This window comes from Meiothermus sp., assembly GCF_026004075.1.
Lineage (GTDB): Bacteria > Deinococcota > Deinococci > Deinococcales > Thermaceae > Meiothermus.
In genome coordinates this window covers 1380819-1405048 of sequence record NZ_BPIK01000001.1, presented here as the reverse complement: position 1 = coordinate 1405048, position 24230 = coordinate 1380819, and the positions used below count along the sequence as shown (strand labels likewise).

At 64.8% G+C, this 24230-nt stretch carries 20 protein-coding genes and 1 tRNA gene; 7 read left to right on the top strand and 14 right to left on the bottom strand.

Annotated features, from left to right (window positions below):
• Positions 1 to 2 precede the first annotated feature (2 nt).
• The 3 genes from Q0X18_RS06765 to Q0X18_RS06755 form a co-directional block, all read right to left on the bottom strand.
• Positions 3 to 1223 (bottom strand): sugar ABC transporter permease, encoded by a 1221-nt coding sequence (locus tag Q0X18_RS06765; protein WP_297560132.1) that lies wholly within the window; start codon positions 1221 to 1223, stop codon positions 3 to 5.
• A gap of 111 nt (positions 1224 to 1334) precedes the next feature.
• On the bottom strand, positions 1335 to 2372 hold the full coding sequence (gene xylF / locus Q0X18_RS06760; protein WP_297560129.1) for a D-xylose ABC transporter substrate-binding protein: 1038 nt from the start codon (positions 2370 to 2372) through the stop codon (positions 1335 to 1337).
• Positions 2373 to 2468: 96 nt separating this feature from the next.
• Positions 2469 to 4058: a CRTAC1 family protein gene (locus Q0X18_RS06755; RefSeq protein WP_297560126.1), complete on the bottom strand. Its 1590-nt coding sequence runs from the start codon at positions 4056 to 4058 to the stop codon at positions 2469 to 2471.
• 113 nt (positions 4059 to 4171) lie between these two features.
• Here Q0X18_RS06755 and Q0X18_RS06750 point away from each other — a divergent pair, with 113 nt between their 5' ends.
• From Q0X18_RS06750 to Q0X18_RS06735, 4 genes are read left to right on the top strand one after another with little or no spacing between them, the layout of a single operon-like run.
• Entirely contained in the window at positions 4172 to 5383 is a 1212-nt protein-coding gene (locus tag Q0X18_RS06750) for a vanadium-dependent haloperoxidase (RefSeq protein ID WP_297560125.1), read from the top strand.
• Positions 5384 to 5415: 32 nt separating this feature from the next.
• Positions 5416 to 6456, top strand: a complete 1041-nt coding sequence (locus Q0X18_RS06745; protein ID WP_297560123.1) for an oxidoreductase — start codon at positions 5416 to 5418, stop codon at positions 6454 to 6456.
• Positions 6453 to 6944, top strand: coding sequence for a heme-degrading domain-containing protein (locus Q0X18_RS06740; protein ID WP_297560120.1), 492 nt, complete (start codon positions 6453 to 6455; stop codon positions 6942 to 6944). The genes Q0X18_RS06745 and Q0X18_RS06740 overlap by 4 nt, the downstream gene beginning before the upstream one ends.
• Positions 6945 to 6985: 41 nt before the next feature.
• A complete protein-coding gene (locus Q0X18_RS06735) occupies positions 6986 to 8215 on the top strand; it encodes an aminotransferase class V-fold PLP-dependent enzyme (RefSeq protein ID WP_297560117.1) in 1230 nt (409 codons plus the stop codon).
• A 149-nt stretch (positions 8216 to 8364) separates the two neighbouring features.
• Here Q0X18_RS06735 and Q0X18_RS06730 read toward each other — a convergent pair.
• Positions 8365 to 8455: transfer RNA gene (locus Q0X18_RS06730), tRNA-Ser, on the bottom strand.
• 83 nt (positions 8456 to 8538) lie between these two features.
• Between Q0X18_RS06730 and Q0X18_RS06725 the strand changes: the two genes are divergently transcribed.
• Entirely contained in the window at positions 8539 to 9204 is a 666-nt protein-coding gene (locus Q0X18_RS06725; RefSeq protein ID WP_297560115.1) for a PIG-L deacetylase family protein, read from the top strand.
• Here Q0X18_RS06725 and Q0X18_RS06720 read toward each other — a convergent pair.
• From Q0X18_RS06720 to Q0X18_RS06695, 6 genes are all read right to left on the bottom strand, one after another.
• Positions 9107 to 10438: a chloride channel protein gene (locus Q0X18_RS06720; protein ID WP_374707525.1), complete on the bottom strand. Its 1332-nt coding sequence runs from the start codon at positions 10436 to 10438 to the stop codon at positions 9107 to 9109. The genes Q0X18_RS06725 and Q0X18_RS06720 overlap by 98 nt on opposite strands.
• Before the next feature lie 38 nt (positions 10439 to 10476).
• Entirely contained in the window at positions 10477 to 11526 is a 1050-nt protein-coding gene (locus tag Q0X18_RS06715) for an amidohydrolase family protein (RefSeq protein ID WP_297563031.1), read from the bottom strand.
• A gap of 118 nt (positions 11527 to 11644) precedes the next feature.
• On the bottom strand, positions 11645 to 12445 hold the full coding sequence (locus Q0X18_RS06710; RefSeq protein WP_297560110.1) for a GNAT family N-acetyltransferase: 801 nt from the start codon (positions 12443 to 12445) through the stop codon (positions 11645 to 11647).
• Between the two features lie 5 nt (positions 12446 to 12450).
• Positions 12451 to 13566 (bottom strand): o-succinylbenzoate synthase, encoded by a 1116-nt coding sequence (menC, locus tag Q0X18_RS06705; RefSeq protein ID WP_297560107.1) that lies wholly within the window; start codon positions 13564 to 13566, stop codon positions 12451 to 12453.
• 93 nt (positions 13567 to 13659) lie between these two features.
• Entirely contained in the window at positions 13660 to 14376 is a 717-nt protein-coding gene (locus tag Q0X18_RS06700) for a bifunctional 2-polyprenyl-6-hydroxyphenol methylase/3-demethylubiquinol 3-O-methyltransferase UbiG (RefSeq protein WP_297560105.1), read from the bottom strand.
• 16 nt (positions 14377 to 14392) lie between these two features.
• A complete protein-coding gene (locus tag Q0X18_RS06695) occupies positions 14393 to 16033 on the bottom strand; it encodes a S8 family serine peptidase (RefSeq protein WP_297560102.1) in 1641 nt (546 codons plus the stop codon).
• Between the two features lie 180 nt (positions 16034 to 16213).
• Here Q0X18_RS06695 and Q0X18_RS06690 point away from each other — a divergent pair, with 180 nt between their 5' ends.
• The gene (locus Q0X18_RS06690) at positions 16214 to 17638 is read left to right on the top strand and encodes a pyridoxal-dependent decarboxylase (RefSeq protein ID WP_297560099.1); all 1425 of its coding nucleotides are present in this window, start codon (positions 16214 to 16216) and stop codon (positions 17636 to 17638) included.
• The gene (mnmD, locus tag Q0X18_RS06685; protein WP_297560096.1) at positions 17628 to 18305 is read left to right on the top strand and encodes a tRNA (5-methylaminomethyl-2-thiouridine)(34)-methyltransferase MnmD; all 678 of its coding nucleotides are present in this window, start codon (positions 17628 to 17630) and stop codon (positions 18303 to 18305) included. Before Q0X18_RS06690 ends, mnmD begins: the two co-directional genes overlap by 11 nt.
• Before the next feature lie 2 nt (positions 18306 to 18307).
• Here mnmD and Q0X18_RS06680 read toward each other — a convergent pair whose 3' ends face one another.
• The 4 genes from Q0X18_RS06680 to Q0X18_RS06665 form a co-directional block, all read right to left on the bottom strand.
• Positions 18308 to 19885: a cation:proton antiporter family protein gene (locus Q0X18_RS06680; protein ID WP_297560092.1), complete on the bottom strand. Its 1578-nt coding sequence runs from the start codon at positions 19883 to 19885 to the stop codon at positions 18308 to 18310.
• 58 nt (positions 19886 to 19943) lie between these two features.
• Complete coding sequence (locus Q0X18_RS06675) at positions 19944 to 20459, bottom strand: amino acid ABC transporter permease (RefSeq protein WP_297560089.1); 516 nt, start codon at positions 20457 to 20459, stop codon at positions 19944 to 19946.
• Between the two features lie 69 nt (positions 20460 to 20528).
• On the bottom strand, positions 20529 to 21842 hold the full coding sequence (gene mnmE, locus Q0X18_RS06670) for a tRNA uridine-5-carboxymethylaminomethyl(34) synthesis GTPase MnmE (RefSeq protein WP_297560087.1): 1314 nt from the start codon (positions 21840 to 21842) through the stop codon (positions 20529 to 20531).
• 76 nt (positions 21843 to 21918) lie between these two features.
• The gene (locus tag Q0X18_RS06665) at positions 21919 to 24225 is read right to left on the bottom strand and encodes a DEAD/DEAH box helicase (protein ID WP_297560084.1); all 2307 of its coding nucleotides are present in this window, start codon (positions 24223 to 24225) and stop codon (positions 21919 to 21921) included.
• Between the last annotated feature and the right edge of the window lie 5 nt (positions 24226 to 24230).

The following is a 24230-nucleotide window of genomic DNA, read 5'->3' as shown; positions in this document are numbered from 1 at the left end:
GCTTACCTCCGGTTCCTCAGGTAGACCGTGTTCCAGATGACTGCGGCCAGCAGCACCAGGCCCAGCACCACGTTCTGCCACTCGGTCGGGAGGCCCATCAGCACCATCCCGCTGCGCAGGGAAGACATCAGCAGGGCCCCCAGGGCTGCCCCCACGATGGTGCCGCTGCCGCCGGAGAGGGCGGTGCCGCCGATGACCGCCGCGGCGATCACGTCGAGCTCGAGCAGGTTGCCCATGCTGTTGGTCACAAAGTTGAGCCGGGCCGCCTGCACCGCGCCGGCCAGGGCTGCCAGCATGCCCATCAGGGCAAAAACCGCCACCAGCATGCGCTTGACGTTGATGCCGGCTAGCAGCGCGGCCTCGGGGTTGCCCCCAATGGCAAAGACGTAGCGGCCGAAGCGGGTGTTGAGGGCTACCCAGTTGAGCACGAACAGCACCACCAGGGTAATCAGCACCGGTACCGGCATGCCTCGAGGGACATTGGTGCCGGGGTAGGGGAAGGCGTTCATGACCAGCACGAAAGCCAGAATCAGGACTAGCAGGGTGCCGGTGACCAGCCCCTCGGCCCAGACCGGGCGCACCGGCAGGCCGTTTTTGAGGCGGCGGCTGCGGTTGGAGAGGGCCTGATAAACCACAAAAGCCATGACCACCAGCCCTACCACCCAGGTCCAGAACTCCCCGATGGAGCCGTTGAGCCCGCCACCCAGCACCTTAAAGTTGTCGTCTAAGGGGCCGATGGTGCGCCCGCTGGCTACGATAAAGGTGGCGTTGCGAAAGATGAGCAGCCCAGCCAGGGTGACCACGAAGGCCGGCACCCCCCAGTAGGCCACCCAGTAGCCCTGAAAGGCCCCAATCAGCGCGCCCAGCACCAGCCCGGCCAGCAGCGCCAGGAGCCAGTGGCCGCCCCAGCCCAGCGGGGGAACGGTCTGGATGAGGGCCATGATCATCCCGGTGAAGCCCAGAATTGAGCCCACCGAAAGGTCGATCTGGCGGGTTACGATCACCATGACCATACCCCCCACCATGATGCCCACCACCGCGGTCTGCACCGAGAGGTTCCAGAGGTTCTGCGGACTCAAAAACTGGCCCGGCTGCTGCATGGTGAGAAGCTGGAATACCGTCCAGACCACTGCCAGCACGATGAGCATGGTCAGGATACGGCCATCCACCCCCAGGCTTTGCACCAGGCTTGTGCGGGCCCTTGCTGTGCTTTGCATCTGCATGAAAAGTCCTCCGCTCTTTTTTTGTTGAACCCGATTATACCGTGCAATTCAAGGCTTGTTTGGCTTATAAAAAGGGTGGGCAACACGCCCACCCTTAACAGACAACTCGTGCTACCGGCAGGCCGCCGGGGCGCTGGCGCCGCTCACCCCCTGGCAGAGGGCTTGCTTGGTGATCCAGCCGGCCCGCAGCACCACATCCAGGTTCTGGCGGGTGATGGGGATGGGTTTGAGCAGCAGGGCGTTCATGCGGACTTTGTTGGGCCCATCGGCAAAAATGGTGCGGCCCGGCAGTTTGTCCATGGGGGTGCCACGGGCCATGAGCACTGCGGCCTCGGCAGCACGGCGGCCCAGCTCGCGGGCGTCCTTCCAGACGCTAACGGTTTGCAGCCCACGCGCCACCCGGTTGAGGGCGGCCTGGTCGCCGTCCTGGCCCGAGACCGGCACCTTGCCGGCCAGACCTACCGCGGCCAGTGCGGCCACCACACCCCCGGCGGTGCCGTCGTTGGAGGCCACCACGGCGTCCACTTTGTTGCCGTTGGCGGTGAGGATCTGCTCCATGTTGCGCTGGGCTACCTCGGGCTTCCAGCCTTCGGTGTACTGCTTGCCCACCACCTTGATGTCGCCGCGCTTGATGGCGGCATCGAGCACCTCGAGCTGCCCCTTATGCAGGAAGTCGGCGTTGGGGTCGGTGTTGGCCCCCAGGATGAAGGCGTAATTGCCCTTGGGCCGAACCTTATAGACCTCGCGGGCCTGCATGCGGCCTACCTCCACGTTGTCGAAGGTGATGTAGTAGGCGTAGTCGTTTTCGATGAGGCGGTCGTAGGCCACCACCGGGATGCCCGCGGCCTTGGCTTTGTCAATGGCGGGCAGGATGGCGTCTTTGTCCCAGGCCAGGATGATCAGGGCCTTGGCCCCGCGCGCAATCAGGGCGTCAATGTCGTTGAGCTGCTTCTCGGACGAGCTTTGGGCGTCGGCGCTGATATAGGTCGCGCCCATGCGGCCCAACTGCTCGCGGATGGCCCGCTCGTCAATCTTCCAGCGTTCCTCCTGGAAGTTGGCCCAGCTCACCCCCACGATGATCTGCTGGGCAAAAGCTGGTACAGCCAGTGCAAACCACAACAACACCATCACTTTGGTGAATGGCTTCATGTTTCCTCCTCCTAAGCTGAGCCGATGGACCAAAGGAGCATAGAAAGACCCTGGTTTTTTCGACTCAAAAAAAAGTACCACTGTGCAAGAGACATGTCAATAACCGCCGCCCGGTGTGTAGCTGCGGAGTTCCTGGTTTCGGGTCAGCACCACGAAGCGGTTGCTGGGGGCCTCGAGCCAGTCCCCCTGCTGGCCGTCGGGCCAGCGCACCCGCAGGCGCACCCGCTCGGCCGGGCCCAGCCCAAAGTGCACGAAGCCCAGGCTGCCGCTCAGGTGGCCGCCGCCCACCGTTAGCTCGCGCCGCAGGACTCGGCCGGGTAGCTCGACCTCGAGCCAGGCCCCCACGGCATCGGGGTTGGGGCCCGGCTGCTGGAGCTTTACCTGCAGCCAGTTGCCCAGGGGCTGGCCGCTGGCCCCCCCCAGGTTGCGCCAGACCTGGGCCCGGTCGAGCCGGTTGACCACCACGATGTCCAGGCGGCCGTCGGCGTTCAGATCCACCACCTGGGCCCCCCGCCCCCGCAAAAAGCTGGCCATCCCGGCCTTGTCCCCCACTTCGACAAAGGTGCCGTCCGGCCTGCCGAGCATCAGGTTGTTGGGGTCGCGGGCTGCCGCCTCGCGCATGAAACCCACGTTGCCCTTGCTGACAAACAGATCAATCAGGCCGTCGTTGTTGACATCCTCGAACTGGGCGTGCCAGGCGGTGGACATATGCACATCGCCGCCGGTGTAGGGGCGGTGGGCGGTGGCGTTGCGGCGGAAGGCGATGTCCACGTAGCTGGGCCTCTCGGGCGACTCGAGCATCTGCAGCTTGTTGTCGCCCATGCTGGTGAGGTAGTAGACCGGGTAGCCCGAGCCCGTGAGGTCGTAGCTGGCGATGCCCATGCCCCAGATTTGCAGGCGCTTCCAGCCCTCGGCCTCGGTATAGAGCCGTGGGGGCTGGCCGGGGCTGAGCTGCCAGAGCTGCTCCTGGCCTTTGCCCTGGTAGTACTCGCGGTCGTTGGAGACCCGCAGGGCCGGGCGGCCCGAGCGGTTCCAGTCGGAAAACAACATGGAGAGCGCGCAGTAGCTGGGCTCGAGCGGCCAGGGGGGTGCGAAGCCCTTACCCCCTGGGGCAGGCCGGTACAGCGCGTTGCCCCGGCAGGTGCCCCAGGGGAAGGTGGTGTTGCGCTTGACGTAAGCGCCCGTGGCCAGGGTGGGCCAGAGTTGGCCCTGTTCCCAGGTTGCCGAAAAAGCGGTTGTCCAGGTGCTCCCCCCCTGGAAGCCCCACCGACGGTTGGCGTTCTCGAAGCGGCAATTGCCCAGCCCGCGCAGCAAAACGTCCTCGCCGTCGCGCAGCAGGGCCAGGTCGGGGAGGCCGTCGCTGTCAATGTCGAGGGGGTAAGCCCCCATCACCCCCTCGAGCTCCACCCCCGCGCTCGCTTCCCGAAAGCGCAGCGGCCCTCCCACAGGGCTCTGGTTCAGGTAGAGCTTGGCCCGTTGCGCGCCCCCCGCCAGCACCAGTTCGGGCAGGCCATCGCCGTTGCAGTCGAAAGCAGCCAGCCCGCCCCCCACCACATAGTCGCCCTCGAAGCGGCTTTGCAGGCCAGAGCTCTGGGTTTCCTCGGCAAAAATGGGCGTTACCTGGGCCAGCGCCCACGAGCCCAGCCAGATACCCAGTAAAGCCCACACCCGGTATATCCAGGGCATGAATTGCAGTATAGAGTGCTTTTGCAGAAAAGAAGCCAGACCGCTTCGCAGTCCGGCGCGATTGGGCCTGCGCCTCCTCGATAAATTTGTGCACGCAGCGATAGACTGAAAGTATGCGCATACTGCTTTGGGTACTGGTGCTGGTGGGCTGCTGGGGCCTGGGCCAGTCCAGGGCCTGGATTGCGACCCCTACCCCGGCCCTGCGCGGGCTGCTGGAGCAACTCAAGCCGGTGGAGGGCCAGCCGGCGAATTCACTGAGCTGGGAGACTTTGGACGAGCTGCAGCGCCTCGAGCTTCTGGGCATCCAGACCCAGATGTTCTCCCCCCTGCGCACCGCCCGGGCGCTGGCCTTGCTCACCGTAGCCATCCACGATGCGCTTTACCTAACCCAGGGTCGGCCTGTCGAGGCCAACGTGCTGGCGGCTTATGCCGCCCAGGAGGTGATGCTCTACCTGCACCCCACCTTTCCCAACCTCAAGGATGCCGTGCGCCAGACCGCCCAGGCCATCTACCGCCAGGCCCAGGCCCAGGGCTGGCCGGAACCCAACCTCAAGATCAGCCAGGCCCTGGGCCGCCAGGTGGGGTTGCAGGTGGTGGCCTGGGGCCGCCAGGATGGGGCCGCCCGCCAGATTATCCCAACCTACCCGGCCCCGGCCCCTGGGGTCTGGGTGCTGCCCCTGGGCCGGCCTGCGGTGGAGCCGGGCTGGGGTGGGGTGCGGCCCATTGGGGTGGCCCCCGAGGCCCTGGCCAAAGCCCCGCCGCCCCCGGCCTGGGACTCGCCCGCGTTCGCCCGTGAGCGGGCTCTGTTCTGGGAGGAGCAGGCCAAACTAGACGAGGCTGGGCGGCAGATTGCCGATAAGTGGGCCGGTGACCCTGGCACCGTCACCCCGGCGGGCCTCTGGCAGGAGGCGGCCCTGGAGATTCTGCGCCAGCGCCGGCTCGAGGCCACACAAGCCGTTGCGATACTGGCCGTGCTCAATATCGCCATGCACAACGCCAACATCGCTTGCTGGCGCGATAAGTTCACCTACTACGTAGCCCGGCCCGAGCAGTGGGTACGGAGCTTCGACCGGCGCTGGCAGCCCTACCTGCGCACCCCCAAGCACCCTTCCTACCCCTCGGGCCACTCGGTCATGAGCGGGGCGGCGGCAACGGTACTGACGCACTTCTTCCCCGAGGAGGCCCCGACCTGGGAGGCCCTGGCCAGGGAAGCCTCGTACTCGAGGGTCATCGCCGGGATTCACTGGTTTGTGGATGGCAGCGGCGGGCTCGAGCAGGGCCGCCAGGTCGCCCGTCAGGTGCTGGAAGCGCTGCAAAAACCCTAGACTATTGGTAGCCTTGCATTCCAGGAGGCCTTGTGACCCTACCCATTCACGTTGCACTGATCGGCTATGGCATGGCCGGAAAAGTCTTTCACGCCCCCGTTATTCAGGCGGTGCCGGGCCTGCACCTGGTGACCATCCAGAGCAGCCAGCCCCAGAAGGTGCACTCAGACTGGCCTGAGGTCTGGGTGAGCACCACCTTCGAGGAGGTGATCGAGAGCCCCCAGATTGACCTGGTGGTGATCGCCACCCCCAACCCCACCCACTACGAGCTGGCCCGGCGGGCCCTGGAGGCCGGCAAACACGTGGTGGTGGACAAACCCTTCACGCTTTTTGCCCACGAAGCCCGGGCGCTCCAGGCGCTGGCCCAGGCCCAGGGGCGGGTGCTCGCGGTCTTCCAGAACCGGCGCTGGGACGGCGACTTCATGACCCTGCAAAAAATTGTGGAGGCCGGCACCCTGGGGGAGGTAATCTACTTCGAGTCGCACTTCGACCGCTACCGCCCGGTGGTGCAGAACCGCTGGCGCGAGCAGCCCGGCCCTGGCAGCGGCCTCTGGTACGACCTGGGCCCCCACCTGGCCGACCAGGCCCTGCTGCTTTTTGGCTGGCCTCAGGCCCTCTACGCCGATATCGGGATGCAGCGGTACGGCGCCCAGGCCGACGATTACTTTCACGTGCTGCTGCGCTATCCCCGGCTCCGGGTGGTGCTGCATGCCAGCGCCCTGGTGCCGGGGGGCAGCCCGCGCTTTGTGGTGCATGGAACCCAGGCCAGCCTGGTGCACTTTGGCCTGGATACCCAGGAAAAAGCCCTGCGGGTGGGCTTGCGTCCGGGGGAGCCCAACTGGAATCCAGACCCATGCGAAGCCTGGCTGCACCGGCCCGAACAGGCCCCCGAGCCCGTTGTGGTGGCGCCGGGCGACTACCGGCGCTTTTACGAGGGGGTGCGGGATGCCATCCAGGGCAAGGGGCCCAACCCGGTGCCACCCGAGCAGGCGGTGCGGCTGATGGAGCTGCTCGAGGCCGCCCAGAAGAGCGCGCTCGAGCGCCGCGAGATTGCTTTAGGGGGTGAGACATGAACACCGAACAAGACCTGAAGGTGATTGCCGAGCAGGAGGCCCGCCTGCGCTTTGAGCGCTTCGATGCCGCCGTGGCCTGGGAGCTGGGCGCCCGGCTCAAAGAGGCTGCCGAGGGCCTGCACAGCGCCATTTCCATGGATATTAGCCTGTTTGGGCAGGCGCTCTTCTTCTACGCAATGCCCGGCGCCACCCCCGACAACGCCGACTGGATCCGGCGCAAGCGCAACGTGGTGCAGCGTTTTCACCGCAGCTCCTATGCGGTGGGCCTGATGCTCAAGCAAAAGGAGAGCAGCCTGGAGGCGCGGGGTCTGAACCTCCAGGACTACGCGGCCCACGGAGGGAGTTTCCCCATCTTCGTGCAGGGGGTGGGGTGCATTGGGGCCATCACGGTCTCGGGGCTGCCCCAGCGCGAAGACCACGAGCTGGTGGTGGAGGTGCTGGCAGGCTACCTGGGCCTGCCCTACGAGGAGCTGGCCCTGGATCCCTGAACAGCGCGCGGTATCCCGGCGTGTGGATAGCGGAGCCCGAGATGGATTTTGACCAGGACACCAAAGCGCTCGAGCCGGGCCCCTTTGGCCGGGCCATGCGCGCCCACTGGCTCCTCGACCCCACCATCATCTACCTGAACCACGGGACGGTTGGCGCCACCCCAAAGCAGGTGCTGGCCGCACAGCAGGCCCTGCGTGAGGAAATGGAGCAGCAGCCGGCCCGCTTTTTACTGCGGGAGCTTTCGGCCCTCTCGGGCCCTTCCGACCGCGCCCTGCCCCGGCTGCGGGAGGCGGCCCAGGCGGTGGCCCGGTTTATGGGGGCCGAAGGGCAGGATCTGGTTTTTGTGGACAATGCCACCACCGGGGTCAATGCTGTCTTGCGCTCACTGGATTTGCAGCCTGGTGACGAAATTCTTATTACCAATCTGGCCTACGGAGCGGTGGTGAATGCGGCGGGCTTTGTAGCCCAGGCCGCTGGAGCCAGGCTGGTGATGGTACAGTTGCCCTTTCCGGTGTCCAGTCCGGCGGACTACGTGAACCGGCTGGCCCAGGCCCTCTCCCCCCGCACCCGCCTGGCGATCCTCGACCACATCACCTCTGAGACCGCGCTGGTGCTGCCCCTGGCCGAGATGGCCGCCTGCTGCCGGGCGGCGGGGGTGCCGGTGCTGGTAGATGGGGCCCACGCCCCAGGGGCCATTCCCTTAGATATCCCCCGCCTGGGGGTGGACTACTACACCGGCAACCTGCACAAGTGGGCCCTGGCCCCCAAAGGCTGCGGTTTTTTGTGGGCGGCCCCCGAGCGGCAGCAAAGCCTGCACCCACCGGTGATCTCCTGGGGCCTGGGGCAGGGTTTTGTGCAGGAGTTCGACTGGGTGGGCACCAAAGACCCCACCCCCTTTCTGGCCGCGCCGGCGGCGCTGGAGCTCATGCAAGCCTGGGGCCCAGACGCCATGCAGGCCTATAACCACCACCTGGCCTGGCAGGCCGCAGTCTGGCTGACCGCGCGCTGGGGATTTGAACTGCCAGCGCCCAGGGCCATGCTGGGCTGTATGGCGACCCTGCCCCTGCCGGCCTCGCTGGGCAGCACCCGCGAAGACGCCGTGCGCCTGCAGTACGCTCTGCTGTACCAGCACCGCATCGAAGCCCCCATCCTCTGCCTGGGCGGCCGCTTATGGGTGCGCATCTCGGCCCAGGTCTACAACACCCTGGAGGACATAGAGGCCCTGGCCCAGGCCATTGATACGCATTTCGTCAGTATCGTTCATTTTTGAAAGCCTAAACGATACTGCCGAAATGCTTTTCTACTCCCTTCGGTCGGCTTGAATCCTTCACCTTTGACTACGCCCCACAGTGAAGGATTCAAGCGGAAGCGGTATGAGAGCTTTGGATAAAAAAAGCCACCCGGTTGCGGGTGACTTCTTGGCGGAGTGGGAGGGATTCGAACCCTCGATACGGAGAACCCGTATACACGCTCTCCAGGCGTGCCCCTTCAACCACTCGGGCACCACTCCAGTTTTGGCCTGCCCATGCAGGCAAGGTTGAGTGTACAGGGCAGCAAATAGAGCGTCAAGCTGGGTGGCGTATACTCAAAGGCGTGCGCTTACTCGCTGTCTTTCCACATCCAGACGACGAAATAGGGGTTTCCGGTACTTTGGCCAAGCATGTGCTGCGGGGTGACGCCGCCAAAATTCTCTGGCTCACCAGGGGCGAACTGGCCAGCCAGTTTGGCGAGATGCCCCCGGACGAAGTGGCCCGCATCCGAGAAGAACACGGGCACACCGTGGCCCAGATGATTGGAGCCGAGGCGCAGTTCCTGGACTTCGCCGACTCGAGTCTCACCGGTGGACGCGACGAAGCCCTGGCCATCGCCCAGGTGGTGGCGTCCTGGAAGCCGGATGTGGTAATCACCTGGAACCCCCATGATGTACACCCCGATCACCGGGCTTCCTACTGGGCCACGCTCTCGGCGCTCAAGTTCTGCCGGATTCCCAAGCTGGTGGGGGAGGCCCACCGCCAGTCGGTGCGGCTCTTGCACTACCACCGCGGCGATATTCCCCGTCCGGCGGTGTATGTGGACGTGGGCGAGGAAGGGCAGGCGGTGGCCGAAAAGGTCTTCAGCTTCTACCGCGATTTTTATAAGTGGGAGTACAGCCTCGAGGCCTTCAGGGCGAATCGCTCGAGGCTGGGGGCTGAGGCAGGCGCGAAGTTTGCAGAGCGGTTTCAGTCGGAGGCTCCTCTGGCCCATTCTTATCTGGGTTGATCTCCCCAACCTCAAAGCTGCCGCGCGGGCTGGTGAAGGTGTAGGCCGCAAAGGCCCCAATCAGGGTGAGGGGCAGCAGGCTATACCCGCCAATTTCGCCTGCCAGCACCACGGCCGCAAAGGGAGCACGGGCGATACCGGCCAGCAACGAGGCCATGCCCACCAGGGCAGCGCTCTGGGGCGAGGGGGCGATGGAAGGCCACACCTCACCCAAAAGCTGGGCCAGAATCAGCCCGCTCAGGCCGCCCAGGGTTAGGGCCGGGGTGAGTTGCCCGCCGTAGGCCCGCACCCCGCCGCCCAGGATTAGCAGGGCCAACTGCACCAGGAAGAGCCCGCCCAAAAAGGGCAGGGTGAGGATGGGGGAGGTGCCAAGCTGCACCCAGGGCAGCCCATTGCCGATGGCCTCAGGCATCAGCAGCAAGACCCCGGCCAGCACCAGGCCAAATAGCGCGTGTCGAAACCCAAAGGTCAGCCGGCGCGACCATCGCTGTAAGAACCGCTCGGCCTCGAGCCAGAGCGTACCTACCCCAGCGCACACCAGTCCAATGGCCAGCCCAAAGATAAGCTGCGGCCATTCCAGCGGCCCTGGGGGTAGCTCGAGCAGCGGCCCGTACCCGTGAAAAAGGCCATAAACGGTAAAACCGGCCAGGGCCCCAATCAAAGCAGGGGCCAGCGCACCGACCTCGAGGGCCAGCCCCCGGTAGACGATCTCGCTGGCTAAAAGCGCACCGGCCATGGGCGCGTGAAAGGCCGAGGCAAAGCCGGCGGCCATCCCGGCGAATGGCAGAAACCGGCTCGACTCCCCCAGGGGGATGCGTCGCCCCAGGGCGCCTCCTACCCACAGGCCCAGGGCGGCCATGGGCCCCTCGCGGCCCAGCGGAGAACCCGCCCCAAGCTGCACCAGGGAGCCGATGATGCCCCGAAAATACTCGCTGGCCCGCACCGGCTGGCCCGCGCGGTATGCGGCCAGCAGCCAGCCCAGCCCCCGGCCCGAGCCCAGGTAGCTCGAGGCCGCGAACAAGAGTGGCAGCAGCAAGGCCAGCCACCAGTAGCTCGGCCCGCGAAAAACCTGCGACAACCCGCCCTCGCCGGGCAGGCCGGGCGGCAGGTAGCCCAGGGTTTCGCCCATCAAGTATTGTTCGAAGAGCTTTAGCAGGGACACGAACCCAGCGGCGAATACACCGGTGAGTGCTCCGACGAAGGCGCTGTATAGGATGAGCGAACCAATCTGCATAGTGCACTGCGCGTTGGGCGGTATGGCCGGCGGGGCCACTACCAGGATTGTACCTGTGAAACGGGCGTTCCGCGGGTGATGCGGGGCGGCTCGAGCCCCAGCACCCGGTAGCCGTTGCGGGTGGCGGCCCGCACCAGCACCCTGGGGTCTATCCGGTTCCACAGGAAAAGGGCCTCGTTGCGCACGTCCAAGTCGGGGCTGCTGGCGCGCGAGTCGGTGCCCAGGGCGGGCTCGAGGCGGTGCTTCAGATACAGTTCCCAGGGCATCTGGCCGCACGCCAGCCCCTGGTTGCTGCGCGGACAGGCGACGATGCGGGTGCCCGATTGGGCCAGCATCTGCACCTCTTCCTCGTCCACCTGCACGCCGTGCACAATCGTCAGGTGCGGCCCCAGCACCCCCAGTTCGGCCAGGTGGCGCACAGGGGTCAGGCCGGGAACCTCCTGGTAGGCCGGAAAGCCATACCGCAAGGGGATTTCCTGTAGCGCCCCACTGCCCTGCGTCAGCAAAACCGTTTCCTCAGGGCTCTCGGCCACGTGCATCTGCATAGGAAAGCCCTCGAGCCTGGCGATCTCGACCAGCTTCTTGAGCAGGCCAGCGCTCACGTTGTAGGGCGTGTGGGGTGAGATGCCTACCCGGATCAGGCTGTTTCGCTCGCGCCAGCTCGACAACTGGGCGGCTATCTTGCTCGCCAGCGGGTCGGCCTGATCGGGGTTGCGGTTGATCACCTCCAGATACACCACCCCCGGCAGGGAGCTATGCGCCACCAGCCACTCCACAACCTCCGGCTTGTAGGCGATATCCCCAAAGCCACCCACCCCCAGCGCCCGAAGCTCATCCAGGCCCCGTGCAGCCGCCTCCACGGTGCGCCAGGGGCCATGCTCAATCACGTGCTGGATGAAGTTGGGGTAGGCCCCGCGAAAGTAGGGAACCGTGGATAAGTCCAGGTGGGTGTGGGCATTGACCACCGGGGGTGTGAGGGCTTTGCCTTTGTGCACAAGCGGCGCATCGGGATAGCTCTGCTGCAACTCTGCTAGGGGGCCTACAGCGGTCACGTGGCCGCCCACCACCACCAGGCCCCCCTCGAGCATGGGGGTGCCAAAACCCACATACACCACATCGGCTGTCCAGATTTCCGGTTTAAGGGTCAGGGTTGCCTCCCAGTAAAGCGCCCGGCGGGCTTCTGCAGGGTCTTTTCGTCGCCTTGGGTCATTGGCCCTCCACCCGCTCCAGCAGGTAGCGGTTGGGGCTGCGCACAAAGTCTACGGCGCGGTAGCCCTGGGCAAAGTAATGCCCGAAAACTTCACGGCTGTGCATCCGCCACGCCTGGGCCAGCGCGGGGTCGGTCTGCAAAATATGGCCCCAGTCTTCGGGGATCTGCACCAGGATTCTTGGGTCACTCAGGCCCCGATGAACCTCCACGGGCACCTGCTGCTCGAGGCGGTTGGCGAGTGGAAGGCCCGCTACCTCCGGGATGGGCGCGGGGGCATAGATCCGCTGAAACACCCTGGGGGCGCGCAACTCCCACACCGCATAGGCCCGGTCGGAGGGGGCCCCGGCGTTGATGCCGCCCATAGGGCCATAGCAGTTGGGGATGTAGCGATGGAAGGTGGCCCCCAGTTTGCGCAGGTTGAAATGGGCGTTGAGGCCCCGGAGCGGGTCGAAGGTCCAGACCACCCGCTCGTAGCCCTTGCTGAGGGCCCAGTCGCGCTGGTACCGCTTTAGCAGCAGCCCAATCTGGCTGCCCTGGAACTCCGGCAACACCCCGGCCATGTGCGAGTGGTGGTCGGTGGGGCGGTCGGTGGGAAAGCCGAAGATAAAGCCCACCAGCCGTTCGGGGGCGTTGGGCTCCTGGAGATAGGCCCCCGCCAGCAAGGCCCCCTCATGCACCAGGGCCATCAGGGTGCCGCTGCGGATGGTGTCGTTGGGGTCGTTCCAGATGGCCTGCTCGAGCCGGGGAATTTGCATGATTTCCTCGGGTTCGTGCAGTTCACGGATGACGATCTTCATACCCACTACGAACGGTTGGCCGATAGATACGCCGATTTCTCGGTCAGGTTCTGAATCAGGTCGCGCTTGAGGGTCACACCCAGGCCGGGCCCCTGCGGTACGGGCATCAGACCGCTGGTGGCCTCGAGCAGCTCTTCGATGATGTCCTCCTGCCAGTAGCGGCTGGCGCTGCTGGTATCGCCGGGCTTGATAAACATGGGCAGGGTGGCTACGTGGATGTTGGCGGCCCGGCCAATGCCGGCCTCCAGCATCCCGCCCATCCAGACCGGCAGGCCGTAGCTCTGGGTGATGTCGTGAATTTTGCGGCTGGCCAGAATGCCCCCCACCCGCCCCGGCTTGAGGTTGATCACCCGCCCGGCCCCAATCTCCAGGGCTTTGCGGGCGTCCTCGGGCGAGGTGATGGACTCGTCCAGGCAGATGGAGGTGGAGATGGCTGCCTGTAGCTTGGCGTGGTCGAGGATATCGTCGAAGGCCAGGGGCTGTTCGATGTAGTCGAGCCGGGCGGCATCCAGGGCCTTAAAGGTGGCGATGTCGTTGAGGCTGTAGGCCGAGTTGGCGTCCACGGTGAGGTTGGCCTCGGGGTAGGCCTCGCGCACCGCCAGGGCCAGCTTGACGTCCCAGCCGGGCTTGATTTTGAGCTTGATGCGCCTGTAGCCATCGGCCAGCCCCTTGCCCACCTTCTCGAGGGTGGCCTCGAGGCTGGGCTCGATGCCCAGGCTGATGCCCACCGGAATCTCCGTGCGCACCCCGCCCAGCACCTTCCAGAGGGGCTGCCCCAGGCTTTTGCACCACAGATCCCAGAAGGCCATCTCGAGGGCGGCCTTGGTCATCTTGTTGCCCCTGAAGCCGGCAATCTCGCCCCAGAGCTGCTCGGGGTTGGCAAAGTCTTTGCCCAGCACCTTGGGGATCAGAAGCTCCTCCAAAAGCGCCCAGGCCCCCGGGATGGTCTCCTCCCGGTAGTGGGGGGTGAACTCCATCACGGTCTCGGCATAACCCTCGAGGCCCTCGCCATACAGGGTGAGCACGATGATGTGGCGCTGGGTCTGCACCCCAAAGGAAGTCTCGAAGCGAAACTTGAGCGGTAGGGAGATAAGGCGGAGCTCGGCGGCTTCAATTTTCATGCCCGTATGCTAACGCTCGAGCGGTTAAAAGCCCAGTGCGCTCCACCAAAGAAAGTATTCACGAACAGTGTATCGTGAAATAAAGCACATATCTCACTTTTTCCATGCCTCGAACACGAAAACCGGACTATCGGGGGTTAGGGGTTCTTTGTGGAAGCCGCCAAACAACCGGTAATCGAACCCAAAAGCCCGAAGCCAGCGTTCGAGCTCATAGCGGGTGTAGTAGCGCTGGGTCAGGGTGTGGCGCTCGCGACGAAGGCTGCCGCGAGGCGTTACGGTATCCACCAGGTAATGGGTTAGCAGGGCCTGGACGCTGGTATGGTGCTCCTGAAACAGGAAAACATCGGTGCGGCCATAGCTGCCCTCGTGTTGTAGAACCCCCTGCGGCCCGATGTGGGCTGGGTTGTAGAGGTCGAAGGCGAAGCGTCCGCCCTTTTCCAGGTGCGCCCGGACACCCTCGAGTGCCCGGTCTTGCTCGTCCAGGGTATAGAGGTGCATGAGGGCGTTGAAAGGCGCGATAACGAGGGGGAACTGCCGCTCCAGCTCGAGGGAACGCATATCGCCCGCCAGCCACTTCACGCCCAAACCTTGGGTGTGCCTGGCCCCCAGCTTCCGCATCTCCCGGGCGGGTTCCAGGGCCCACACCTCCACGCCCAGCCGTGCAATGGCGCGGGCTACCCGCCCGGTACCGGCCCCCAGCTCCAGCACCGGGCCGCCGTAGTCGCGGGCCAGGCGGGTGTAGAACTCGAGGTCGTCGGTGTAGTGTTCGTACTGTAGCTGGTAAAACTGCGCGATAGGGGAGTAATCCATTGCAGAATCATAAGCCTCAGCGCAGAAGCTGCTGGATAGCTGCCTGCAATACCTGGGTGCGTTGCTCGAGGCCAATGATATCGAGATCACCACTAACAAAGCTGGCCTTGCCCCTGCCAAAGGTGCTGGACTCAGCCAGTGGGCGCTGACCGGGGTTGCTGGCTATAAGCATCAATCGGCCCCCTTGCTCCACGTAGGCCCGCAGCATTTTGCGCTGGACTTCCGGCCAATGGTTGCTCCAGTCGGGCGGCAAAACCCAGACCACCAGCGGGTATTCCGAAATTGTCCCAGCCTGTGGCCGCTTGTCGGGGCTGGCCTGCACCACTGCGCTGTTAAACCCCAAACCATCCAGGGCCTTTTTGACCGCATCTGCGTTGGAGACTTCGACTACCAGCAAAGCAGCTTTTTGTGCGGGTGATGCAGATTGAGCGGGCTGACCAGCCTGAGGACTGCTAGGCGGCGTGAGCTTCAGCATAGCCAGTGCTTCGCCCAGCCGAATAACGCCCTTTCCACCACCAACAGCGGATAGCGCCAGCGTCGAGTTGAGCAGGGCCTGCCGTACTTGCTCGGCTGAGAAGCCCCCGGACATCAACAAGGCCGCGCTACCGGCAACAATCGCTGTGCTGACCGAGGTTCCACTCATGGCCATGTACCGCCCACCGGGGATGGTGGAGAGCACATCTACCCCCGGAGCAACCAGGTCGGGCTTGCTCACCACGGTGTTGTAAGGGGCGCCCCAGCGTACCTCGCCACGGCTGCTGAAGCCTGCCACCTGATTAGAAGGGTTCGACGCGCCCACGCCCAGCACACCGGGCATACTGCCAGGAGAGGCTGGCGTCCCGCCGGAATTGCCAACGGCAAAGACCGGCAATATACCCATTTGCTTCATGCGCTCGACGACCGGTACAAACTCGCTCCAGTTCCCCTCGAGGCCCAGCGACATAGAAACGATCTGTACGTTCTGCTCGAGTACCCAGTCCAGGCCGCCCAGCACCTGGGCCAGCGTGCCATAACCGCCCGGCAGAACCAGCGCCGAAACCAGGCGCGCATCCGGAGCCACACCCAGGTTATTTGCCACCAGCAGACCGGCGGTGTGGGTTCCATGTAGCGAGGAGTCGTAGGGGTTGGTGGGATGGGGTGTGCCCTCGGGACTGATTTCTGCAAAAGCCACTATTTTCCCGCGCAGATCGGGGTGGGATGCATCTACCCCGGTGTCCAGGTGTCCGATGCGGATGCCCTGGCCACGTAGCCCGGTCGCCCACAGGCCGGGTGCGCCGATGTGCTGCAAGGCCCAATTGCTGCCGCTATTGACCGGGATGGAATAGGCCGAGGCCACGGGCTGATTCACGCGCACCGTACGGTTTGGGTAGACCCGCTTTACGCCAGGAATCTGAGCCAGACGCCCTACCTGCGACTCGGGCAGGCGCACCAGAAAGCTCTGACTGGCCCAGAAGCCTCTTTCGGCCCTCACCTTTAGGCGGCCCTGCATCTGTCCTAGATGGGCTTTGAGCAACCGGGTGAGCTCGGCACGAGCTTTCCCTTTGGGCAAATGTGGCTCATCGAGTTCTACAATGACCTCGACCATGGCGGGCTGGGCCAGCGACGATGGGGCTAGCAAAGCAAGAAATAACAGGATGAGCAGCCGGTAAAACACCATGTTTACAGGCTAGATGGCCACACCAACCAGTTTTTGAGCAGTGCCTAAAGAAATCTTGGGGTTGGCATTGAGCCAGGCTTTATCTTGCCCAAGCCAAGCGCTATTCGACGCCAGACTCGGGCCGCAAAAGGCCGATTGGATGGCTTTACCACATACTGTGCTGGAAGTAGTCTTTGGTATATGTCGCCGGAAGAGTTTAGACGCTTGGGTTACCAGCTCATCGACTTTATCGCAGAATACCGCGCTGGCCTCGAGGCCCAGCCGGTGATGTCGCGGGTTCAGCCTGGGGCCATCAAAGCCCTGTTTCCCCCCACTCCGCCCGCACAGGCTATGGGGTTCGAGGGAGTACAGGAAGACCTCAAGGCCCTTTTCCCTGGCCTGACCCACTGGCAAAGCCCCAATTTTTTCGCCTGGTTTCCCTCCAATGCCCCACTTTCTTCGGTACTGGCCGACCTGGTAGCAACCGGGCTGGGGCAGACCGGTATCACCTGGCAGGCCAGCCCGGCGCTGACCGAAGTAGAGGAGGTCATGACCGACTGGCTGCGCCAGATGTTCGGCCTGCCCGACTATTTCCAGGGGGTTATTCAGGACACCGCTTCCACCGGTACTCTGGTGGCGCTGCTCACCGCCCGGGAGTGGGCGACCGGCCAGTCCCAGGATCGAGGTGGGCTGCAAGCCGAGGCCAGGCCTCTTACCGTGTACGTCTCCGACCAGGCCCACAGCTCGGTGCCCAAGGCAGTTTTACTGGCTGGTTTTGGGCGCGAGAACCTGCGCCTTATTGAGACCGATCAAGATCACGCCATGCGCCTGGACGCGCTCGAGGCCGCCATACAGCGCGACCTGGCCGAGGGGCGCAAGCCCTGTGCAGTAGTGGCGGCGGTAGGAACAACCAATACCACTGCTATTGATCCCGTGCGCCCAATTGCCGAACTTTGCCAGCGGTATGGCCTCTGGCTGCACGTGGACGCGGCCATGGCCGGAGCAGCCATGATCCTGCCGGAATGCCGGGGCCTGTGGGATGGCATCGAGCACGCCGATTCAATTGTGATCAACCCCCACAAGTGGCTGGGGGTGGCTTTCGACTGCTCGCTTTACTACGTGCGGGAGCCTGAGCACCTGATCCGGGCCATGTCCACCAACCCCTCCTACCTCCATTCGGCGGCGGATGGTCAGGTAAAGAACTACAAAGACTGGGGGATTCCCTTGGGGCGCCGCTTTCGGGCTCTCAAGATCTGGTTCACCCTGCGCGATCAGGGCGTGGAGGGTCTGCAGGCCCGTCTTCGGCGCGACATTGCCAACGCCCGCTGGCTCGAGGCCCAGGTTCGCCAGACTCCCGGCTGGGAGCTGCTGGCCCCGGTGCCGCTCCAGACGGTCTGCGTGCGCTATAACCCAGGCCACCTTACGCCCGAGCAGCTCGACCGGCATACCCAGGACTGGGTGACCCGTACTAACCAGTCGGGCCGGGCTTTCCTGACCCCAGCCCAGCTCAAAGGGCGCTGGATGGCGCGGGTTTCGATTGGGGCCGAAAGCACCGAACGTAGCCATGTCGAGGCCCTGTGGAACCTGATGCAACAGGAAGCCCAGAAGGTGCAAATTGAAAGCTGAATCCTTCGAGCCCCTGCCCACCGCAGACGGCTCGCCTACGCTGCTACACCCAGCATTTGGTGAAGCCTACAGTTCCCGCTATGGGGCCTGGATGCAGGCCAATGAGCTGTACCTGAAGCTGACCCAGACCCACCTGCACCCATCTCCCAGGGTGCTCGAGGTGGGTTTTGGACTCGGGGTTAACTTTAGGGCGACGCTGGAGAGCTGCCTGCAGCACGGGGTGTATCTAGAATACCTAAGCTACGAGGCTTTTCCGGTCTCGAGGGAGGTATTGAACTCGGTAGAGCTGCCGCTTTCGGCTTTGGCCCAGAAGATTTGGGCCGGTGTGCTCGGGGACTGGCCGGCAGAGCCCCATAGGCCTTTGTGCCTGGAGGGCGCTTGGGGGCGGCTCGAGGTTCGCTTTGAAGATGCTACACAGGCTTTTTTCCCCGCTGAATGGGCCACCGCGATCTACTTCGATCCGTTTAGCCCTAAGGTAAACCCCGAGCCCTGGCAGCCCCACGTCCTAAAAAAGCTGTTTCTGGCTACTAGCAAGGGTGCGCGACTGGCTACTTACTCGGTGGCGGGGGGCTTTCGCCGCGCGCTGGCTGCTTCCGGCTTTGTGGTGAGGAGGGTTTCCGGCATAGGAAAGAAGGCCTGGACGGTAGCTGAGCGCCCCGAGGTCTAGCGTTAGCTCGGTGCAGTTTCGGCCGACTTGGGATCTTCGACTTCCTCAACAAGGTTGATGCCCAAAGCCCGCTCGGCCAGCCGTTCCCCAGCCTCGGCAAAGGGGCGCGAGATGAGGGTTGCGCCGGCTTCTTGCAGGAGCGGATCCTCCTCGCGGTGATAGCTGGTTGCGGCAATCACACCTGAAAAACCTCGTTGCTTGAGGCCACGGGCTGCCCGAAGCTTGGCCTCGAGGTCGGGTAGGGTTAGCAGCACGCCTCTGAGCCCTGTCAGATCTAGACGCTCCCACAGCTCGGGGTCTTCGGCATCACCGTAGCGCACCTGGCGCTTTTTAGCCCGGTGGAACTCGAGCTTGCCCTCGTCGGCATCGAGCCCCAGCACCCGGTAGCCCTGCCCGGCCAGCATCTTGTAGGCCGCCCCACCCGTGCGGCCCATGCCCACCACCAGCCATTCGGCCCCGCCCAGGCTGGTGGGCTCGTCGTCGGCGTGCAAGCCTTTGCGCTCGAAGCGCAGTAAGAACCGTTCGTAGCGCTGAAACAGGGTGTGCACCGAACGATTGAGTGGAGCTGCCAGGGCCAGCGAGACCGCCACCACCAGGCCTACTAGCTGGCCCCAGGACTCCGGTAGCAGCCCTCCTTCCACCGCGGCCACGCTGGTGATCAGGGCAAACTCGCTGTAGCTACCCAGGGATACGCTGGTCACGAAAGCGGTGCGGGCCCGCAGGCCGAAGAGGATGAACAACACAAAGAAAAGGGCGGCTTTGAGGGGGAGCAGGAGTATAAACACCAGCGCCAAGGGGAGCGCTGAGGGGGAGGGCAGACCCATCAGCCCAATTTGCAGGAAAAAAGCCACCAGGAAGGCTTCTTTCAGGCCCCACAGGGTGCGCGACAACTCCGAGGTTTGCGGATGCCCGGCCAGGGCCGCGCCTATCAGCAAAGCGCCCAGTTCGGGGGAGACCCCCAGGTTTTGGGCTAGGCTGGCCCCCCCCAGGGCCAGGCCCAGGCCGTAGAGCAACAGCAACTCGTCGTGACCGCTTTTTTCCAGAATCCAGCCCACCAAGGGTCGCAGCAAGGGCAAAGCCAGCAGCAGCAGGGCCCAGGGTGTGGGGTTTTTGACCCCTGCGTAGGCCAGCAGACCCACCGCGACCAGGTCTTGTAAGACCAGAATCCCAACCGCTACCCGCCCGTGAAAGGTGGAAAGCTCCCGGCGGTCGTCGAGCAGCTTCACGGCCAGCACCGTACTGGAGAAGGCCAGTCCAACCCCCAAAAAAAGTGCGGCGTTGGGGCTTATTCCCAGCGCGAGGCCAATAAGACCTAAGAGCAGGCCAAAAAGCACCAGATGAAGGCCCCCCACGCCCAGTACCTCCAGGCGCACCAGGCTGGCAAAACGCAGTTTCAAGCCGACCGTGAACAGCAGCAGCAATACGCCCACGTCGGCTATTTGCTCCAGAAGGGGGCTGTTTTGGTAACCTAGGCCCCACAGCGTGAAGCCTGCCCCGAGGTAGCCCACCAGCGGTGGAAGTCCAAAACGGCTTGCCAGCAAGCCCAACCCATAGGCGGCTCCAACCCATGCCAGCTCCATGCCTCAATAATAGGGGACGATTCCGGCTACTCATGCAGGCCCGAATCGTTTTTTTGGCTCAGCGCCGGGGCTTCTTTGTGGCGAAGACCCCGAAAGGGGGCCGACCCAGCCGCCGCGCAAGCCGGGGCATGAGGATCAGGTCTTTGTTGTGGAGCCAGAGTGCATCCAGCAGGGCCTGCGCTAAAGGGCCAGCGTTAGCATAGCGCCGGAGCGGTACACGGATGGCCTGGCCTTCGGCGGCGATGAGCACGAGCTGTAACCCCCCACCCAGCAGGTCGCGCAGGCCATCCACCGCTTCGACGCGGGGTAGTGGATGCTCTTCCCAGCGGCCAAAACTCCGAATGCGCAGGTGGGTGGGGGTGACCTCGAGCCCGCTCAACCAGCCCTCGTCAATCCCCAGCAGCACCATGTGGATCCCCAGCAGCCCAAACAAAATCACCGACCAGCGCGGCTCCACCCCCTGCATCCAGGCGGCAGCGCACAAAGCCGTCAGCGCCAGGCCCATAACCATCAGCCCCAGCGCAACCAGGTAGGTTTGCACGCTGCGCTTCGAGACGACAGCAGGCGATTCCATGGCGGCAAGTTTATGTGGGTCTGGCCTCCGCTACAAGGGTGTCGGGCACCCGCCGGGCTGGCTCGAGGGCTACTTTCCTACGCAAAAATTGCGGAAGACCCGGTCAATCACCTCTTCCGAGACGTCTTTACCCAGTATTTCGGCCAGTGCGTCCAGAGCCTGCTCAATGGAGAGGGCGGCCAGGTCTTCGGGGGCCTGCCGAGCTTCCTGGAGGTGGGCCTGGGCGCGGCGCAGGGCCTCCACGTGGCGCTCGTTGCTGATCCAAAGCTCCCCCTCGGGGGCTTCTCCCAGGAGCCGGTGGTGAATCTGCTGGCGCAGCTCCTGCAGGCCCAGACCGGTCTGGCTCGAGACCCTCAGGTAGGCCGCGTCGCTCCAGGCCGGGGCCAGGTCGGCTTTGGTGGCCACCTTCAGGGTGCGTTCCCAGGGCAGCGGGGGCGGGGTGGGGTGGGGCTGGCTCTGGTCGGCCAGGTAGAGCACCAGGTCGGCCTCCTGGGCAATGGCCAGGGCCCGTTCCACCCCGCTTTTCTCGATTACGTCGTCGGTTTCCCGAACCCCGGCGGTGTCCACCGCCACGATGGGCACCCCGGCAATCTCCAGGGGGGCCTCGAGGTAGTCGCGGGTGGTGCCGGGGATGGGGGTGACGATGGCCCGCTCGTAGCCCAGCAGGGCGTTGAGCAGGCTGGACTTGCCCGCATTGGGCGCGCCTACCAGGGCGATGCGGGCCCCTTTCTGGGCAATGCGCCCGGCGGGGGCGGTAGCCAGCAGGTGGGTTATCTCCTGCAAAACCGGCTCGAGGCCGGCCTGAATCTGAGCCGGCTCCACCCCTTCCTCGGGGTAGTCGAGCCAGGCCTGAATATGGGCCAGCAGGTCGAAGAGCTGCTCCGAAAGCCGACTGATTTTTTGCGATAAACCTGCGCTCAAGCCGCGCAGGGCCTGCCGCCGGGCCGCGTCCGACTCGGCCTCAATCAGGCTCAGCACCGACTCGGCCTGGGCCAGATCTATCTTCCCGTTCAGGTAGGCGCGCAGCGTGAACTCGCCGGGCTGGGCGGGGCGGGCCCCCTGCTCGAGCAAAACTTGCAACACCCTGCGCAGCACCGCCGGCGAGCCGTGGGTGTGTAGCTCGGCGCTGTCCTGACCGGTGTAGGAGTGGGGCCTGCGAAACACCAGCAAGAGCGCCTCGTCCAGCACTTCCTGGGTGTCTGGGTCGCAGATTTTTCCGTAGGTAAAGCGCCCACCTGGCAGTTTGCTGGGGTTTTTGCCCTTCCAGAGCCTCGAGACCAGCTCCAGCGCACCGTTGCCCGAGACCCGCACAATTCCCACCGCACCTTTACCGGGCGGTGTGGCGATGGCCGCAATTACGTCGTTGAGCGAAGGCAGACCCACAGGCATTTAGTTTAGGCAGGGCAGGGCCGGGTCAATGGGGGTTAGGGCAGTTTTTCTGTGACAGCCAAAGCCCAGGTCAGTTGGGTTCCCCGATATGGTAGCGCGTGCTGAGGGCCTCCGCCAGCCACAGCGCGCTTTGTTTGTGCAAAAACTGGTTGCCGTTGCCGCACTTGGGCGAGAGGATGCAACGCGGACAGCCCTCCTCGCATGGGCAGTGCTGTAGCAGGTCGCGGGCGGCCCGTATCCAGCGGGGAAACTGCCGCGCCGCCGCGCGAACATACCCCACCCCCCCCGGATAGCCGTCGTAGATGAAGATGGTGGGGCCGCTGCCCGAGGGCAGGGGCCGGGGGTAAAAGGGGTACGAGACCCCTCCAATGTCCTGCCGTTCGGCCAGCACGAAGAGGGGCAGTAGGCCAATCAGGGTGTGCTCGAGGGCGTGGATGGCCGAGGGCACCAGGGCCTCGGTGAGGGGGGTCTGGTCGGGCCAGCGTGGCTCCACCGGGTTGCCGGTCTCCGCTGTTGGCAATACCGCCAGGCCCAGGCAGGGGTGGAACCAGACGGCCTCGGTCTGGAAGGTGAGCTCCGGCATCAGGAGCGGGACTTCCTCCAGCACCACCTCACTCACGAAGCGCTTTTTGACGTACCCAATCACCCGCTCGCGCAGCAGCACCGACCCCACCCAGACCCCTTCAAGCACTTCCTCACCTTGCAACACCTCGATCTCGGTCTCGGCCCGGGGCTGGGTGTAGTAGTCCTCGAGGCCCGGCAACAGCACAATTTCCCGCCGCTCGGGGTCGAGGTTGCGCACCAGATAACTCTCGCCCTGGTGCAGATAGACCGCGCCCGGATGGGTCTCCCAGTAGGCCTGGCGTTCGTCCAGGGTGCCCAGCAGTTTCCCGGTGTTGTCGCGCAGGCTAAAGGTTTTGCCAAAGCCGCGCAGGATCAGGGCCTGGTGGGGGTTGCGCACGATGGAGAAAAGCCGCCGGTGCTTTTCGATGAGGGGGGGTTGGATGTTGTGCCAGGGCTTGTAAAAGGGGTCGAGGGGCTGGTTCCTGGTTTCCGCAGGTAAGGCGATGGGCAGCTCCCGCGCGGCGCAGTGGGCGTGCAGCGGGAAGAGTGTGGGGTTATCGGGGTCGGCGATGGCCGACTCCGGGGCGCTGGTCAGGAGCAGCTCGGGGTGCTGCTCGAAGTAGGCGTCCATGGGGTCTTCGCGGGGTATCCAGAGCACCAGCGAACGCTGTCGTCCGCGCCCGGCCCGACCGGCCCGCTGCCAGAACGAACTCACCGAGCCCGGATAGCCCAGCAGCACCACCACATCCAGCCCCCCGATATCCACCCCCAGCTCGAGCGCGCTGGTGCTCACCAAAACCCGAACCGTGCCTTCCTGCAGGGCCTGTTCCAGCTTTCTGCGCTCGGCTGCGGTGTAGCCGGCCCGGTAGGGGCGCACCCGATCGTCGGCGGCGTAGCGGGCGACCAGCTCGGCGGTGCGGCGGGCGTTGGTGAAGATCAGGGTGCGCAGCCCCTGCTCGGCGGCGTGGCGGGCCAGCAGGGCGGCCTCGAGGTTGGGGCTGCGGCGGTTTTTGCCTTCCCTGTCCAGGGCCTTGGGCACCCAGACCCCAAACTCGCGCTCGGCCCCCCGGGGGCTGGCGGTGATTTGCACGAACTCGAGGCCAGTCAGGCTCTGGGCGTGTTCGGCGGGGTTGGCAATGGTGGCGCTGGCCGCGATGACCTGCGGCCTGGCCCCGTAGTGCCAGGCCAGCCGCAAAAGCCGTTGCAGAATCAGGGCGGTGTGGGTGCCAAACACCCCCCGGTAGGCGTGAAGCTCGTCCAGCACAATGTAGCGCAGCCTGGCCAGAAACTCCGCCCACTCGCCGTGACGGGGCAGCAGGCCAAAGTGCAGCATATCGGGGTTGGTGAGGAGGGCGCGCCCCTGCTCCCGGGCTTTTTTGCGCTGGGAGTCGGGGGTATCACCGTCGTAGGCATAGATTCGGTCGGCGACCTCGAGCACCTGGCCCATCCGGCGCAACCGCCCCAACTGGTCGTGGGCCAGGGCCTTGGTGGGGTAGAGCAGCAGCGCGGTCTGGCCCTCGAGCACCGCTTTGAGCACCGGGGCCTGAAAAACCAGGCTCTTCCCCGAGGCGGTGGAGGTGGCCATGACCAGGTGCCGGCCCTGCTCAATGGTGGCAAAAGCCTCGGCCTGAAAGCTAAAGGGTTGCAGCTCGAGCGCGGCCAGTACCCCCGAGAAAACCCCGTTGTAGGGCACTTTTTGCGGCGGTGCGGCAGGTAGCAGCCGCACAAAGGCAAGCTGCCCCGCATAGCCCTCGAGGTCGCGCAGCCATTCAGCGTAGGTTGTGTAGGGAAGTAGTGCCTTGGGCAACGACATGCTGC

What these genes read in the sequence shown, in the direction of transcription:
- Q0X18_RS06765 (WP_297560132.1), bottom strand. Translation starts at nt 1,223, where the DNA reads ATGCAGATGCAAAGCACAGCAAGGGCCCGCACAAGCCTGGTGCAAAGC.
- xylF (WP_297560129.1), bottom strand. Translation starts at nt 2,372, where the DNA reads ATGAAGCCATTCACCAAAGTGATGGTGTTGTTGTGGTTTGCACTGGCT.
- Q0X18_RS06755 (WP_297560126.1), bottom strand. Translation starts at nt 4,058, where the DNA reads ATGCCCTGGATATACCGGGTGTGGGCTTTACTGGGTATCTGGCTGGGC.
- Q0X18_RS06750 (WP_297560125.1), top strand. Translation starts at nt 4,172, where the DNA reads ATGCGCATACTGCTTTGGGTACTGGTGCTGGTGGGCTGCTGGGGCCTG.
- Q0X18_RS06740 (WP_297560120.1), top strand. Translation starts at nt 6,453, where the DNA reads ATGAACACCGAACAAGACCTGAAGGTGATTGCCGAGCAGGAGGCCCGC.
- Q0X18_RS06735 (WP_297560117.1), top strand. Translation starts at nt 6,986, where the DNA reads ATGGATTTTGACCAGGACACCAAAGCGCTCGAGCCGGGCCCCTTTGGC.
- Q0X18_RS06720 (WP_374707525.1), bottom strand. Translation starts at nt 10,438, where the DNA reads ATGCAGATTGGTTCGCTCATCCTATACAGCGCCTTCGTCGGAGCACTC.
- Q0X18_RS06715 (WP_297563031.1), bottom strand. Translation starts at nt 11,526, where the DNA reads ATGCTCGAGGGGGGCCTGGTGGTGGTGGGCGGCCACGTGACCGCTGTA.
- Q0X18_RS06710 (WP_297560110.1), bottom strand. Translation starts at nt 12,445, where the DNA reads ATGAAGATCGTCATCCGTGAACTGCACGAACCCGAGGAAATCATGCAA.
- menC (WP_297560107.1), bottom strand. Translation starts at nt 13,566, where the DNA reads ATGAAAATTGAAGCCGCCGAGCTCCGCCTTATCTCCCTACCGCTCAAG.
- Q0X18_RS06700 (WP_297560105.1), bottom strand. Translation starts at nt 14,376, where the DNA reads ATGGATTACTCCCCTATCGCGCAGTTTTACCAGCTACAGTACGAACAC.
- Q0X18_RS06695 (WP_297560102.1), bottom strand. Translation starts at nt 16,033, where the DNA reads ATGGTGTTTTACCGGCTGCTCATCCTGTTATTTCTTGCTTTGCTAGCC.
- Q0X18_RS06690 (WP_297560099.1), top strand. Translation starts at nt 16,214, where the DNA reads ATGTCGCCGGAAGAGTTTAGACGCTTGGGTTACCAGCTCATCGACTTT.
- Q0X18_RS06680 (WP_297560092.1), bottom strand. Translation starts at nt 19,885, where the DNA reads ATGGAGCTGGCATGGGTTGGAGCCGCCTATGGGTTGGGCTTGCTGGCA.
- Q0X18_RS06675 (WP_297560089.1), bottom strand. Translation starts at nt 20,459, where the DNA reads ATGGAATCGCCTGCTGTCGTCTCGAAGCGCAGCGTGCAAACCTACCTG.
- Q0X18_RS06665 (WP_297560084.1), bottom strand. Translation starts at nt 24,225, where the DNA reads ATGTCGTTGCCCAAGGCACTACTTCCCTACACAACCTACGCTGAATGG.